The following is a 14,885-nucleotide window of genomic DNA, read 5'->3' on the forward strand; positions in this document are numbered from 1 at the left end:
TCGGGGGCAGGGAGGCAGCAAGTTGAATTCCCGGCAGGACAGCGGCAGCAACAGGCTGGACGACGCGGCGCGCGCCGGCTGGCTCTATTATGTCGCCGGCAACACGCAGGACCAGATCGCCTCGACGCTCGGCATCTCACGGCAGACGGCGCAGCGGCTGGTATCGCTGGCGGTGTCGGAAGGGCTGATCAAGGTGCGTGTCGACCACCCGATCGCCAATTGCCTCGACCTCGCGGCCCGGCTGAAATCGCGCTTCGCCCTCGATCTGGTCGAGGTGGTTCCAAGCGATCCCGCTTCCTCCTCAACTATTGGCGTCGCCGTGGCGGCAGCCGCCGAGATCGAGAGACGGCTGCGCTCGCCGACGCCGATCGTCATGGCGATCGGCACCGGCCGCACGTTGAAGGCGGCAATCGAGCAACTGCCGCCGATGGAGTGCCCGCAGCACAAGGTGGTGTCGCTGACCGGCAACATCTCGCCCGACGGTTCGGCCGCCTTCTACAACGTCATCTTCACCATGGCCGACAGGGTCAAGGCTCGCTCCTTCCCGATGCCGCTGCCGGTCATCGCCTCCTCGCCGCAGGAGCGCGAGATGCTGCTCAGCCAGCCGATGATCCAACCGACGCTGGCGCTTGCGGCGGAAGCCGACGTCACCTTCGTCGGCATCGGCGATCTCGGCCCCAAGGCGCCGCTCTACGAGGACGGCTTCATTTCGGAGAGTGAATTGAAAGCGCTGCAAAAGGCAGGCGGCGTCGCCGAGATCGTCGGCTGGGTGTTCGATCGCGAAGGTCGGATGATCGACGGCATCACCAATGACCGGGTGTCGTCGGCATCATTGCCGTCGCGCGAAAAATCGCTGGTGATCGCGCTCGCCATGGGCGAGCGCAAGCTGCCGGGCATCCTTGCGGCGGTCAATCGGCGGCTGGTCAACGGCCTCATCACCGACGAGCGGACCGCCGCCGCCTTGCTGGCGGCCAGCTGATTAGGGATAAGTCCAGCAAGGCTATTTGCGCCGGCCGTAAGGATCGTTGCCGTCGAGAAATCCCATGTCGCGCTGCAGATGCGGCGGCAATTCCCTGATGTCGAGATAGGCCCTTTTCCTGGCTCCGTGCCGCGCCAATCCACGCGCCATCCGCAAAAACCAGCCTTGGCCTGGCGTCAGAAATAGCTTTTCCTGTATCGTGGTCATGATCGTCAGCCTTCGTTATGTCTGGCGCATGACCCCGAAAATCGATATCGATTTTCGGAAAGGATCATGCGCAAAATCAAAAGTGCTACAGCGTCCTTTGCGCGTCCAAAAGGATGCGCGGCGCTGTAGGCGAGAGTGATCGTCGACCTCAAATATCGGCTGGATCGACCCTTGCTGCCAATCAAACGTCGATCAAGGCCCATAAGGAAGGCTTATGCCTGAACTCAAGTCACGGCAGGTCTCCCAGCTCCCTCCGCTCCAGGCGATCCGGGTGTTCGAGGCGGTGGCGCGGCATCTTTCCTTCACCAAGGCCGCCGGCGAGCTTGGCATGACGCAGGCGGCGGCGAGCTATCAGATCAAGCTTCTGGAGGAGCGCGTCGGCGCGCCTTTGTTCCTGCGCCGGCCAAGGCAGATCGTGCTGACCGAGGCGGGACAACGCATGGCGCCTGCGGTCAGCGAGGCGTTCGCCCTGTTGGGTGGAGCCTATGCCGCGGCGCGCAGCGGCGCCGACGGAGTACTTTGTGTCTCGACGCTGCTGACCTTTGCCTCGAACTGGCTGGCGCAGCATCTCGGTTCGTTCCAGGTCGCGCATCCGTCGCTGGCCGTGCGTCTCGATACATCGAACCGCCTTGTTGATTTCGCCCGCGAGGATATCGACATCGCCATCCGTTCGGGCGGCGGAAACTGGCCGGGCGTGGAGGTGCACAAGCTTTTCAATGCGGACTTCACGCCGATGCTGAGCCCGAAGCTCGCGGCAAGCATCGGCGGGGTGAAGGAGCCTGCCGATCTGTTGCGCCTGCCAATCCTCGACCCTGGCGACATCTGGTGGCGGGACTGGTTTATCGCCGCCGGCCTGCCGGTCGAGGAACTGGCCAAGCGCCCCGGCTCCAGCATGGGGGCGCAGGCCTATGAGGCCAACGCCGCGATCGCCGGGCAGGGCGTGGCGATCGTGACGGCCGCTCTTTTCAAGGCCGAGCTTGCCGATGGCCGCCTGATCCAGCCTTTCGATCTGGTCGGCGACGACGGCCACGCCTATTGGCTGGTCTATCCCCAGGCGCGGCGCAACGTGCCGAAGATCCGCGCTTTTCGCGACTGGATCCTGGGTGAGATCGCCGGCCAATAGTCGATAATCCATCCGGTCAAGCGGGCACCGAAATCCGACATTTCGCGCGACGAGAGCCATCTCAACCGCCTTCTGAATGTTCCCGAAAGCATCTGGAATCGAAAGCCGCACGAGCTTGCGTGCTGCGCTGCAGCAACGAATCCGGCTTGACATAAATCACGCGAGGTGAGTAATTGCTCACAGCCAAAGCAAATGCTCAGCTTGGTCTATGGGAGGAATTTGATGAAACTTCGCACGCTCACCCTGGGTCTGTTGTCGGCCAGCACCCTCGCTTTCGCCGCGCATGCCGAATCCATCACCATCGCCACCGTCAACAATGGCGATATGGTCCGCATGCAGACGCTGACCGACGACTTCACCGCCAAAAATCCCGATATCCAGCTCCAGTGGGTCACGCTCGAGGAAAACGTGCTGCGCGAGCGCGTCACCACCGACATCGCCACCAAGGGCGGCCAGTACGACGTCATGACCATCGGCACTTACGAGGTTCCGATCTGGGCCAAGCAGAGCTGGCTGCTGCCGCTCGACAAGCTCGGCGACGACTATGACGTCAAGGACATCATCCCGGCCATCGCCGGTGGCCTCTCGGTCGACGGCAAGCTTTATGCAGCACCGTTCTACGGCGAAAGCTCCTTCGTCATGTACCGCAAGGACCTGATGGAGAAGGCCGGGCTGACCATGCCCGACGCACCGACCTGGGACTTCGTCAAGCAGGCCGCCGAGAAGATGACCGATCGCGCCAATGGCGTGAACGGCGTCTGCCTGCGCGGCAAGGCCGGCTGGGGCGAGAACATGGCCTTCCTGACCGCCATGTCGAACTCCTTCGGCGCACGCTGGTTCGATGAGAACTGGAAGCCGCAATTCGATCAGCCCGAATGGAAGAACACGCTGCAGTTCTATGTCGACCTGATGAAGGCCGCCGGTCCGGAGGGCGCCTCGTCCAACGGCTTCAATGAAAACCTGGCGCTGTTCCAGCAGGGCAAGTGCGGCATGTGGATCGACGCCACGGTCGCCGCCTCCTTCGTTTCCGACCCGAAGGCCTCAACCGTCGCCGACAAGGTCGGCTATGCGCTGGCGCCCGACAATGGCCTGGGCAAGCGCGGCAACTGGCTGTGGGCGTGGTCGCTGGCCATTCCCGCCGGCACGCAAAAGGCAGACGCTGCTCAGAAGTTCGTATCCTGGGCAACCAGCAAGGCCTACGCCGAGCTCGTCGCTTCGAAGGAAGGCTGGGCCAATGTTCCGCCCGGAACGCGCACCTCGCTCTACGCCAACCCCGAATACCAGAAGGCGGCGCCCTTCGCCAAGATGACGCTGGACTCGATCAACGCCGCCGATCCGACGCATCCGACCGTCAAGCCGGTGCCCTATGTCGGTGTCCAGTTCGTCGCCATCCCTGAGTTCCAGGGCCTTGGCACCACCGTCGGCCAGCTGTTCTCGGCCGCACTCGCCGGCCAGTCGAGCGTCGACGATGCCCTGAAGCAGGCCCAGGACGCTGCCACCGCAACGATGACCGAGGGCGGTTATATCCAGTAGGCTCCTCCCGGTGCCGAAAGCCGGTTGCCTATCTTAACCGGCAGGGGCCGCCCGAATCCCAGTTCGGGCGGCCACCTTCACAACACTGAAAAATTTGGCTGACTTTTGAAGGGTGACCGTCATGGCTACTCAGCAGACCCGTTCGCTTGCCCGCTTCATGATGGCGCCATCCGTGGTGCTGCTGTTCGTCTGGATGATCGTTCCGCTGGCATTCACCCTGTGGTTCTCCTTCCAGCAGTACAATCCGCTCAACCCGATCCGTGACGGGTTCGTCGGCTTCTCGAATTACGCGCTTTTTTATTCCAATCCGGCATTCCTGCAGTCGATCCTCAACACGCTTATCCTCGTGGCCAGCGTGCTTTTGATCACGGTGATCGGCGGCATCCTGCTGGCGTTGCTGATCGATCAGCCGATGTGGGGACAGGGCATCGTCCGCATCCTCGTCATCTCGCCGTTCTTCGTCATGCCGCCGGTCGCCGCGCTGGTCTGGAAGAACATGATCATGCATCCGCAATACGGCGTCTTTGCCGACATTGCGCGCTTCTTCGGCGGGCAGCCGATCGACTGGTTTGGCCAATATCCGATGCTGGCGATCATCATCATCGTCGCCTGGCAATGGCTGCCGTTTGCGACGTTGATCCTGTTGACGTCCCTGCAATCGCTCGACGGCGAGCAGAAGGAAGCCGCCGAGATGGACGGCGCCGGTTTTGTCAGCCGCTTCATCTATCTGACGCTGCCGCATATGTCGCGCGCCATCACCGTCGTCATCCTGATCCAGACGATCTTCCTTCTGTCGGTCTATGCCGAGATCCTCGTCACCACCAATGGCGGCCCGGGTTACGCCTCCACCAACCTGCCCTTCCTCGTCTATCAGAAGGCGTTGCTGGAGTTCAAAATCGGCCAGGCCTCCGCCGGCGGTATCATTGCCGTCATTTTAGCCAATATCGTCGCCTTCTTCGCCATGCGCGCGGTCGGCAAGAACCTGGACAGATAAGGGAGGAAACGATGGCACGTGCAGTCAGCACCCAGCACAAGACGATCGCGACCGCGGCCGCCTGGATCGTCGCCCTGCTGATCTTCTTCCCGATCCTTTATACGATCATCACCTCGTTCAAGTCGGAGCAGGAGGCCATCCAGGGCTTCAACCTGTTTCCGTCGGGAACCACGGAAAGCTACACCGCGGTCGAGGCGCAGAGCGGCTACTTCAAGTTCTTCCTCAACTCGGTGTTCCTGTCGGTCGGCTCGACCATCCTGGCCTTGCTCGTCGCCATACCGGCGGCCTGGTCGATGGCGTTCTCGCCGGGCAAGTGGACCAAGGACATCCTGATGTGGATGCTTTCCACCAAGATGATGCCGGCGGTCGCCGTGCTGTTCCCGATCTACCTGATCTTCCGCGATACCGGATTGCTCGACAGCCGCATCGGCCTGATGATCATGCTGATGCTGATCAACCTGCCGATCGTGGTGTGGATGCTCTACACCTATTTTCGCGAGATCCCCGGCGAGATCCTGGAAGCGGCGCGCATGGATGGCGCATCGCTCTGGAACGAGATCGTCTATGTGCTGACGCCGATGGCGGTGCCGGGCATCGCCTCGACGATGCTGCTCAACATCATCCTGGCATGGAACGAGGCGTTCTGGACGATCCGGCTGACCACCACCGAGGCCGCCCCGCTCACCGCCTTCATCAGTTCCTTCTCAAGCCCGCAAGGCCTGTTCTGGGCCAAGCTGTCGGCGGCCTCGACACTGGCGATCGCACCGATCCTGATCATGGGCTGGTTCAGCCAGAAGCAGCTGGTGCGCGGCCTGACCTTTGGCGCCGTGAAGTAACGGACGCTGCCTGAAGCAACCGACAAAGATACCCCCGGGGAGGAAACCATGGGAAACATCACGCTCAAGCGCGTCTCCAAATCGTTCGGGTCGACGGTCATCATTCCGGGCATCGACCTGGTCATCGAGAACGGCGAGTTCGTCGTCTTCGTCGGCCCGTCGGGCTGCGGCAAGTCCACGCTGCTGCGGCTGATCGCCGGGCTGGAGGACACCACCGCCGGCACCATCAACATCGACGGCCGCGACGTCACCGGCGAGGCGCCGGCCAAGCGCAAGCTGGCCATGGTGTTCCAGTCCTATGCTCTCTACCCGCATATGACCGTGGCCAAGAACATCGCCTTCCCGCTGAAGATGGCGGGCGAGGACCAGGCGACCATCGATCGGAAGGTGAAGGACGCGGCGCGCATCCTGAACCTCACCAACTATCTCGATCGCCGTCCCGGCCAGCTCTCCGGCGGTCAGCGCCAGCGCGTCGCCATCGGCCGCGCCATCGTGCGCCAGCCATCGGCCTTCCTGTTCGACGAACCCTTGTCCAACCTCGACGCAGCACTGCGCGGCACCATGCGGCTGGAGATCAGCGAACTGCATCATCAGCTCAAGACGACGATGATCTACGTCACCCACGACCAGGTCGAGGCGATGACCATGGCCGACAAGATCGTCGTGCTCAACGCCGGCAACATCGAACAGGTCGGCTCGCCGATGGAACTCTACAAGACGCCGAAGAACCTGTTCGTCGCCGGCTTCATCGGTTCGCCCAGGATGAACCTGATCGAAGGCGCGCCGGCGGCCAAACATGGCGCCAAGACCGTCGGCATCCGTCCCGAGCATATGAACATCTCGAAAACTTCAGGCGAATGGAAAGCCACGGTCGGCGTCGCCGAGCATCTCGGCTCCGACACGTTTCTGCACGTTCAAGCCGACGGTGTCGGGCCGCTGACGGTGCGCGCCGACGGCGAACTGGCCGCCCATCACGGCGACACGATCTATCTGACGCCGGACCAGACCAAGCTGCACCGCTTCGGCGCCGACGGAAAGGCGATGATGCAATGAGGCTCAGGGGCAAATCGGCGCTGATCACCGGATCGGCGCGCGGCATCGGCAGGGCGTTCGCCGAAGCCTATGTCCGCGAGGGCGCCACGGTCGCGATCGGTGACATCAATCTCGAAGCTGCGGAAAACACCGCTTCGGAGATCGGCGGCAATGCTTACGCCGTGAAACTGGACGTCACCGACCTTGCTTCGATCGAGGCGGCGCTAAAGGCGGTCGAGACAAGGGCCGGCGGGCTGGACATCCTGGTCAACAACGCCGCTTTGTTCGACCTGGCGCCGATCGTCGAGATCAGCAAGGCAAGCTACGACAGGCTGTTTTCGGTCAACGTCGCCGGCACGCTGTTCATGCTGCAGGCAGCCGCCCGCTCGATGATCGCGGCTGGCCGGGGCGGCAAGATCATCAACATGGCGAGCCAGGCCGGGCGCCGCGGCGAAGCCCTGGTCGCCGTCTATTGCGCCACCAAGGCCGCCGTCATCTCGCTCACCCAGTCGGCCGGGCTCGACCTGATCAAGCACCGCATCAACGTCAACGCCATCGCGCCGGGCGTCGTCGACGGCGAGCACTGGGACCATGTCGATGCCCTTTTCGCCAAGTACGAGAACCGGCCGAAGGGCGAAAAGAAGCGGCTGGTCGGCGAGGCCGTGCCCTACGGCCGCATGGGCACGGCGCAAGACCTCACCGGCATGGCGGTGTTCCTGGCCAGCGACGAAGCCGAATACATCGTCGCCCAGACCTACAATGTCGATGGCGGCCAGTGGATGAGTTGAGGGGGCGAAGGCGCTCTTCTCCCCGTCTCCTCCACGGGGGGAAGAGCCGTCCCGCTAAAGGGTAAAAGTAGATGACCGTGAAACTCTCTTCTTCCATCCTCGCCAAGCTTCCGCCTGAGGTCGCCGGCCCGAAGTATGATCGCGCGGCGCTCAAGGCCGGCATCGTGCATTTCGGCGTCGGCAATTTCCATCGCTCGCACCAGGCGGTCTATCTCGACGAATTGTTCAATGCGGGCCTCGGCCACGACTGGGCACTTGTCGGCGCCGGCGTTTTCGACGGCGAAAAGGTCGGCCGCGGCAAGTTGCAGGAACAGGACTGGCTGACCACCGTGGTCGAGCAGGATTCTGGCCACATGAGCGCCCGCGTCACCGGAGCCATGATCGACTTCCTGATGCCGGGCGACGCGGCCGCGATCATCGAACGGCTTGCCGATCCGGCGATCAAGATCGTTTCGCTGACCATCACCGAGGGCGGGTACTTCATCGACCCGGCATCGGGCGTGTTCAACCCGACCCATCCCGACATCGTCGCCGATGCGCAGCCGGGAGCAACGCCGAAGACTGTCTTCGGCATCATTCTTGCCGGGCTGTTGCGCCGCCGCGACGACGGCATCGTACCGTTCACGATCATGTCCTGCGACAACATCCCTCACAACGGCCATGTCACCGCCGATGGCGTCATTGGTCTCGCGCGGCTGATCGATGAGAAACTGGCGACCTGGGTGAGCGAGAACGTCGCCTTTCCCAACGGTATGGTCGACCGCATCACGCCGGCCACCACCGATCGCGAGCGCGGCATTCTGTCGAGCGAGTTCGGCCTCGACGACAACTGGCCGGTGTTCTGCGAGCCGTTCAGGCAATGGGTGCTGGAGGATCATTTCACCGACGGCCGCCCGGCGCTGGAAAAGGTCGGTGTGCAGTTCGTCAGCGATGTCGCGCCCTATGAGCTGATGAAGATCCGCATCCTCAATGGCGGCCATGCGACCATCGCCTATCCCGCCGGGCTGATGGACATCCACTTCGTCCACGAGGCGATGCAGGAGCCGCTGGTGCGCGGTTTCCTCGACAGACTGGAGCACGACGAGATCATCCCGACGGTGCCGCCGGTGCCGGACACCGTGCTGGAGGACTATTACCAACTCATCGAGCACCGCTTCTCCAACCCGAAGATCGGCGACACCATCCGCAGGCTTTGCCTCGACGGCTCCAACCGGCAGCCGAAATTCATCATCCCGACCATCGCCGAGCGGCTGAAGGCCGGCAAGGGCGTCGCCGGCCTGGCGCTGGAATCGGCGCTCTGGTGCCGCTATTGCTTCGGCACCACGGATTCAGGCGCGGTCATCGAGCCCAATGATCCAAGCTGGGACCGGTTGCAGACGACCGCCAGGGCGGCAAAGGCTGCGCCTGCCGCCTGGCTGGCCATGGAGGACATCTATGGCGAGGTCGGCCGCTCGACGCTGTTCGTCGAGGCCTTTGCCAAGGCGCTCAAGGCGCTCTGGGCCGATGGCGCACGCACGACGCTGACGCGCTACCTCGCCGGCAACCTCTAAGATCGGCTCAATGCATGTCCCCGCCGATGAGGGTCCTGCAATGACGCCTGACCTGGTCATTTTCGACTGCGACGGCGTGCTGGTCGACAGCGAGGGGCTGTCCGTTTCGGCGCTGCTTGGCATGATCACGCTTGCCGGCGGCAGTGTCAGCGAGGATGCCGCCTATGAGCATTTCCTCGGCAAGAGCATGAAAAGCGTTCGCGAAATCCTCGGTCGCGACTTCGGACTTGATATCACCGACCAGCACCTGAGCGAGATGCGCGTCGGGCTGAGGCGCAAGTTTCGCGACGAGTTGAAGCCGATCCCCGGCATCGGCCAGGTTTTGCCGAGGCTTACCGTGCCATGCTGCGTTGCTTCCTCCGGCACGTTGGATCGCATCCGCTATGCGCTCGACGTCACCGGGCTGCTCGGGCTGCTCGAGCCGCATCTGTTCAGCGCCGCCATGGTGGCACGGGGCAAGCCGGCGCCGGACCTTTTTCTCCACGCAGCCGCCAAGATGGGGGCGATCCCGCAAAATTGTCTCGTCGTCGAGGACAGCCCCGTCGGCGTCGCCGCGGCACGGGCGGCGGGCATGCGCGTCCTCGCCTTCACCGGCGGCTCGCATGCCGGTAATCCGGCACTGAAAGCGCGGCTTGCGTCGAGTGAGCCGGACTTTATATTCGCTGACATGCTGCAATTGCCCGATCTGATTGCAGGCCTGGGAGCGAGAGCAAGAACATTTTGACGAACAGTTTCGTTTGCGCGGTCGATGTCGGCACCGGGAGCGCCCGTGCGGGCATTCTCGACACCAGAGGCACCTTGCTCGGCCGCGCCGAGCATCCGATCGTCATGAACCGGCCAAAGGCCGATCACGCCGAGCACGATTCGCAGGATATCTGGTCGGCGGTCTGCATTGCGGTGCGCGCCGCCCGCGAAAAAGCCGGCGTGGCCGCGCAGGATATCGTCGGCATCGCCTTCGACGCCACCTGCTCGCTGGTGGTGCGGGGCAAGGATGGTGGCCAGCTCAGCGTGTCGGTATCAGGCGAAAGGCGCTGGGACACCATCGTCTGGCTCGATCACCGCGCCATTGCCGAGGCCGATGAATGCACCGAAAGCGGCCACGCCGTGCTCGACTATATCGGCGGCGTCATGTCGCCGGAAATGGAGACGCCGAAGCTGATGTGGCTGAAGCGCAACCTGCCCGGAACATGGAACGAAGCCGGCTATCTATTCGACCTCGCCGACTTTCTCAGTTGGAAGGCAACCGGTTCGCTCGCCCGCTCGCAATGCACGCTGACCGCCAAATGGACCTATCTGGCGCATGAAGAGACCGGCTGGCGGCACGACTTCTTCCAGGCCGTCGGGCTCGGCGATCTTTTCGAGCATGGCAATCTGCCTGACAAGGCCAGCCCGGTCGGCGCCGATATCGGCCGGCTGAGCGCGCAAGCCGCAGCCGAGCTTGGCCTGACCGGACAATGCCGGGTCGGCGCCGGCGTCATCGATGCCTATGCCGGCGCGCTCGGCGTGCTCGGCGGCTTCGCTGGTGATGAAATCAACATCGGCCGGCATCTGGCGCTGATCGCCGGCACTTCGAGCTGCGTCATGGCGATGTCGCCCGACCCGCAGCCCTTTGCCGGTGTCTGGGGCCCGTATTATGGCGCGGCGCTTCCCCGGCTTTGGCTGTCGGAAGGCGGCCAATCGGCCACCGGCGCGCTGCTCGATCACATCATCCGCTGGCACGGCGCCGGCGGCGAGCCGGACGCCGCCATGCACGCCAGGATTGCCCGGCGCGTTGTCGAGTTGCGCGTCACAGAGGGCGAAAATCTGGCCGGAAGGCTGCATGTGCTGCCGGATTTCCACGGCAACCGCTCGCCGCTCGCCGACCCGCATGCCGTCGGCGTCATCAGCGGGCTGACCCTGGATTCCTCCTTCGACAGCCTGTGCAAGCTCTATTGGCGCACCGCCGTCAGCATTGCGCTCGGCGTGCGCCATGTGCTGGAAGCGCTGAACGAGAACGGCTATCTGATCGACACGCTGCATGTCACCGGCGGTCACACCAAAAACCCGCTGCTGATGGAGCTTTATGCCGACGCCACCGGCTGCACGGTGGTCGAGCCGCTGGCCGATGAGGCGGTGCTGCTCGGTACCGGCATGATCGCCGCCACCGCCGCCCGGCTTTTTCCCGATTTGAACGCCGCCTGCGTCGCCATGCAGCAAGGCGGCAAGACGCGAGAGCCCAATTCGGCGATCGCCGGCCGGTTCGACCGCGACTACCGGGTGTTTTTGGAGATGCACCGGCAGCGGCAGGCGCTGGACGCGATCAGGTAGCCGCGGCGCGAACAACCCTGCAATGCGTCTGCTATCTCTGGTTCCACCGCCGGATAATTGGCTCGCCAAGGTCGTGCTCATAACCGAGCACGCTTGTGCTGGCGGTATCCAGCACGAACAGCGCGCCATCTTGCGGCGGCAGGCCGAGCCAGCGCGCCGTCAGCACCCGCAGGAAATGCGAGCTTGAAAACACCAGGACATTGCCGTTGACGTCGCGCAATTCATTGACGATCCGATCCGCCCTCGCGCCGACATCCTCTGCCGCCTCGCCGTCAGGGCAGCCATCGCGAAAAAGACGCCAGCCGGGGCGCGCGACGAGGATCTGCTTCGTGGTCAGTCCCTCGTAGGCGCCGTAATCCCATTCCGCCAGATCGGCCTTCTTCACGCCGGCCGAACCGAAACCGGCCAGCGTGCAGGTCTTGAAGGCGCGCTGCGACGGGCTCGACCAGACTGCCTGGAACGAAAGGCCCTGCAGCCGCTCAGCGACCCGCTCGGCGACCGCCTCGCCGGCACGCGTCAGCGGTATGTCGGTCAGGCCGGTATGCTTTCCCGACGCGCTCCATTCCGTCTCGCCATGCCGAACCAGGTAGATTTCGGGAAACGCGCTCATCCGCATGCCCTTTCGATGGATTCGATATGATGACCGCTCTTCAGATCGGCGAATGACACAACCATAGCGGCTTCTGCGCTCTCTCCAAACAGGCGGACCAAATAGGCGGCCCAAATGGGCGGAATGAGACCGTACTCCATGCTGGCTCAATGCTCCCCTGATCCAGCCCCCTTGCCACAGCTGCCCGTTTCGTGGACAAGCCGTGCTGTTAATGCGGAATCCGGACCGATCACGGCCATTTTCCGCGCTGAGACGCGGCTTCCGGCCCTTTTTGCCGACGCGCCGCAATCGGATAGGCGAAAAAATGTCTGCGATCGAAGCCGGCGCGCGCGCGCCGGAAAATCTTTGGCGTCAGGAAATCAGGGCGACGCTGGCGCTCGCCTGGCCGATGGTGCTGACCAATCTCGGCCAGACGGCGATGACCGCCACCGACGTCATGATGATGGGGCGGCTGGGCCCGGACACGCTGGCCAGCGGCGCGCTCGGCGCCAACCTCTATTTCATGCCGCTGATCTTCGGGCTCGGCCTGATGCTGGCGACCTCGCCGATGATCGCCACGGAACTCGGCCGCCGTCGCCACTCGGTGCGCGATCTGCGCCGCACCGTGCGGCAGGGGCTGTGGCTGGCGATCCTCATCTCAATCCCGATCTGGATATTTCTCTGGTACGGCGAGGCCGTGTTGCTGGCCATGGGCCAGGAACCGGCGCTGGCGCATCAGGCCGGCATCTACCTGCGCTGGCTCGAATGGGCGGTGCTGCCGTTCTATGGCTATATCGTCCTGCGCTCGTTCATCTCGGCGCTGGAGCGGCCAGGCTGGGCGCTGGTCATCGTCTTCGTTGCCGTCGCCTGCAATGTGTTCTTCAACTGGGTGTTCATGTTCGGCAATCTCGGCGCCCCTTCGATGGGCATCGCCGGCTCGGGTCTCGCCACCACGCTGTCCAGCACGCTGATGTTCGCCGGCATGGCGGCGGTGGTGATGCTTGAACCGAAGTTTCGCCGCTATCAGCTGTTCGGGCGCTTCTGGCGGGCCGACTGGCCGCGCTTCAAGGGCCTGCTGCGGCTCGGCCTGCCGATCGCCGGCCTCCTCGCCTTCGAGGTGACGATCTTCAACGCGGCGGCCCTTCTCATGGGCCTGATCGACGCCGCCTCGCTCGCGGCGCATGCCATCGCCATCCAGATCGCTTCGATCAGCTTCATGGTGCCGCTTGGCCTCAACCAGGCGGCGACGGTGCGCGTCGGGCTCGCCCATGGCGCCGGCAATCCGGAAGGGGTTTCCCGCGCCGGCTGGACCGCTTTTGTCATCGGCGTCTCATTCATGGCGCTGATGGGGCTGGTGATGATCCTGTGGCCGCAGCTGCTGATCAGCGCCTTCATCGATCTCGGCGACCCGGCCAATGCCACTGTGATCGGGCTTGCCGTGTCGTTCCTGGCCTTTGCCGCGCTGTTCCAGATTTTCGATGGCGCCCAGGCCGTGGCCGCCGGCATGCTGCGCGGCCTGCACGACACCCAGGTGCCGATGATCTATGCCGCGATCGGCTATTGGGGCATCGGCCTGCCGCTCGGCGTGCTGCTCGCCTTCCATTCCGGGCTCGACGGCGTCGGCATCTGGATCGGCCTGTCGTTGGGGCTCGCGGTGGTGGCGGCGCTGCTCCTGGCGCGCTGGCTGCGGCGGGATCGTATCGCGCCGCCGCTCTCCTTTGGGCATTGAAGCAAACGGCTTCGTCACGAAGCAGGGCGGGGTCCTGACATCTATGGATATTTCGTCTGATTTGCAGTCGCGGCCTGTGGGCTTAAGTCGCTTTGCAACGCCTTTGGCAGTGGAAGGCTTGAGCACCGCAAGTGCACCGCGCGGGCGAACAATTTTCGTTGCTTCTGCTGGTGCTCCTTGATGGCTGCTGCGAGCCCCAATCCGTACGGGCCAAGAAAGACGCCGGTTCCCCAACCCGGCTGCTTTTTTTCGCGAGCGTCGTAGTCCGAAGCCTCCATGCGGGCTTGCTGGCATTCCGGCGACGCCCATTTCCGGTCTTGCTTCGAAAGCGACGCTCCATAGTCGACCGGAGAGGTCGCGCATCCAGCCGCTGTCGCGGCCAACGCGACGAACATTGCAATTCTCATCCCTAAGCCCTTGATAAAGCATTGTGAGAGTACACAGAACACTTCTTCCAACAAGAAGATAGCTCCGAAGAGGCAGCCGGAAACACGGTTATCGTCACCAATCGTTTTTTCACAACGCGGAACCGGATAATCCCCAATGACTGCTTTTGACCCAATTCCAGTCATTCGTAGCCCTCCTCCAAACCTGACGTTCGCGCTACGGCTGCCGGCGATCCTGAGCCGACTGTCGGACGGTATGGCCGCCCGGATCCGCCTGGTCAGAGCATATGCACGAGGTAGGGTTTTGCCATCTCTTCCTGCACATAGGTTATCCCTGTTCGGCCAGCGCCGCGTGCAACGTTTGCGCCGTGGTTTTGAAGATGGGTTGGCCTTCGACGCAAACCTTGTGTTCGCGCGCCCTTCTCCGGAACCACAGTGCCTGCATATATGGCACGCTGCGCCTTAGGCCGACTTGCCGAGAGCTTTCAGGATAAAGCGAATCTGCGCGCGCAGGCCATCTTCGGTGTCTTCGCCGTGTTGAACGCAGTGCTCGATCAGAACCGGGTGGAAGAACGGCGTGAACGCGGCGTTGACCGCACGCGCCGCTTCTGCCGGGTCCTCGACCTTGAGTTCGCCCGCCTCGGTCCCCTCGCGAATGATCGCCTCAAAGATCGTCACCATTCGCTCGATATGCGCCTTGATGATCGCCCGGTTCTCCTGCATGGCGGCGACGATCATGTCGTGCATGCGCCTTTCCGGGAGTTGACACTCTCGACACTGCGCGAGAAAGGGGCGCATCTTCGAGGCGCCCGCGTCCGCGACTGAGGCGGGC

General features: G+C 63.5%; 15 protein-coding genes. 11 read left to right on the forward strand and 4 right to left on the reverse strand.

The window, feature by feature from the left end:
- Positions 1–22: 22 nt before the first annotated feature.
- Positions 23–979 carry a sugar-binding transcriptional regulator gene (locus BQ8794_RS06130; RefSeq protein WP_077374476.1) on the forward strand — a complete coding sequence of 319 codons (957 nt, stop codon included), beginning with the start codon at positions 23–25 and terminating at the stop codon, positions 977–979.
- 21 nt (positions 980–1,000) lie between these two features.
- Here the strand turns inward: BQ8794_RS06130 and BQ8794_RS06135 are convergent, their stop codons facing one another.
- On the reverse strand, positions 1,001–1,186 hold the full coding sequence (locus tag BQ8794_RS06135) for a hypothetical protein (protein WP_077374477.1): 186 nt from the start codon (positions 1,184–1,186) through the stop codon (positions 1,001–1,003).
- A gap of 214 nt (positions 1,187–1,400) precedes the next feature.
- Between BQ8794_RS06135 and gcvA the strand changes: the two genes are divergently transcribed.
- The 9 genes from gcvA (at position 1,401) to BQ8794_RS06180 (ending at position 11,349) form a co-directional block, all read left to right on the forward strand.
- Entirely contained in the window at positions 1,401–2,309 is a 909-nt protein-coding gene (gcvA, locus tag BQ8794_RS06140) for a transcriptional regulator GcvA (protein WP_077374478.1), read from the forward strand.
- 222 nt (positions 2,310–2,531) lie between these two features.
- Positions 2,532–3,842 (forward strand): ABC transporter substrate-binding protein, encoded by a 1,311-nt coding sequence (locus tag BQ8794_RS06145; protein ID WP_077375121.1) that lies wholly within the window; start codon positions 2,532–2,534, stop codon positions 3,840–3,842.
- A gap of 121 nt (positions 3,843–3,963) precedes the next feature.
- A complete protein-coding gene (locus BQ8794_RS06150; protein WP_023801520.1) occupies positions 3,964–4,836 on the forward strand; it encodes a carbohydrate ABC transporter permease in 873 nt (290 codons plus the stop codon).
- 11 nt (positions 4,837–4,847) lie between these two features.
- On the forward strand, positions 4,848–5,672 hold the full coding sequence (locus BQ8794_RS06155) for a carbohydrate ABC transporter permease (protein WP_023801521.1): 825 nt from the start codon (positions 4,848–4,850) through the stop codon (positions 5,670–5,672).
- A gap of 48 nt (positions 5,673–5,720) precedes the next feature.
- Positions 5,721–6,725: an ABC transporter ATP-binding protein gene (locus BQ8794_RS06160; RefSeq protein ID WP_077374479.1), complete on the forward strand. Its 1,005-nt coding sequence runs from the start codon at positions 5,721–5,723 to the stop codon at positions 6,723–6,725.
- Positions 6,722–7,492 (forward strand): L-iditol 2-dehydrogenase, encoded by a 771-nt coding sequence (locus BQ8794_RS06165; protein WP_077374480.1) that lies wholly within the window; start codon positions 6,722–6,724, stop codon positions 7,490–7,492. The genes BQ8794_RS06160 and BQ8794_RS06165 overlap by 4 nt, the downstream gene beginning before the upstream one ends.
- Positions 7,493–7,563: 71 nt before the next feature.
- On the forward strand, positions 7,564–9,042 hold the full coding sequence (locus tag BQ8794_RS06170) for a mannitol dehydrogenase family protein (protein WP_077374481.1): 1,479 nt from the start codon (positions 7,564–7,566) through the stop codon (positions 9,040–9,042).
- Between the two features lie 40 nt (positions 9,043–9,082).
- Positions 9,083–9,766 (forward strand): HAD-IA family hydrolase, encoded by a 684-nt coding sequence (locus BQ8794_RS06175; protein WP_077374482.1) that lies wholly within the window; start codon positions 9,083–9,085, stop codon positions 9,764–9,766.
- A complete protein-coding gene (locus BQ8794_RS06180; protein ID WP_077374483.1) occupies positions 9,763–11,349 on the forward strand; it encodes an FGGY-family carbohydrate kinase in 1,587 nt (528 codons plus the stop codon). The genes BQ8794_RS06175 and BQ8794_RS06180 overlap by 4 nt, the downstream gene beginning before the upstream one ends.
- Before the next feature lie 31 nt (positions 11,350–11,380).
- Here the strand turns inward: BQ8794_RS06180 and BQ8794_RS06185 are convergent, their stop codons facing one another.
- Complete coding sequence (locus tag BQ8794_RS06185; RefSeq protein ID WP_077374484.1) at positions 11,381–11,959, reverse strand: histidine phosphatase family protein; 579 nt, start codon at positions 11,957–11,959, stop codon at positions 11,381–11,383.
- Between the two features lie 304 nt (positions 11,960–12,263).
- Here BQ8794_RS06185 and BQ8794_RS06190 point away from each other — a divergent pair, with 304 nt between their 5' ends.
- Positions 12,264–13,667, forward strand: coding sequence for an MATE family efflux transporter (locus BQ8794_RS06190; RefSeq protein ID WP_077375124.1), 1,404 nt, complete (start codon positions 12,264–12,266; stop codon positions 13,665–13,667).
- A 41-nt stretch (positions 13,668–13,708) separates the two neighbouring features.
- Here the strand turns inward: BQ8794_RS06190 and BQ8794_RS06195 are convergent, their stop codons facing one another.
- Positions 13,709–14,074 (reverse strand): hypothetical protein, encoded by a 366-nt coding sequence (locus tag BQ8794_RS06195; RefSeq protein ID WP_077375128.1) that lies wholly within the window; start codon positions 14,072–14,074, stop codon positions 13,709–13,711.
- Positions 14,075–14,515: 441 nt separating this feature from the next.
- The gene (locus BQ8794_RS06200) at positions 14,516–14,851 is read right to left on the reverse strand and encodes a TetR/AcrR family transcriptional regulator C-terminal domain-containing protein (RefSeq protein ID WP_167378651.1); all 336 of its coding nucleotides are present in this window, start codon (positions 14,849–14,851) and stop codon (positions 14,516–14,518) included.
- Positions 14,852–14,885 lie beyond the last annotated feature (34 nt).

Origin of the sequence: Mesorhizobium prunaredense, assembly GCF_900156895.1 — a bacterium.
GTDB classification, from domain to species: Bacteria; Pseudomonadota; Alphaproteobacteria; order Rhizobiales; family Rhizobiaceae; genus Mesorhizobium; species Mesorhizobium prunaredense.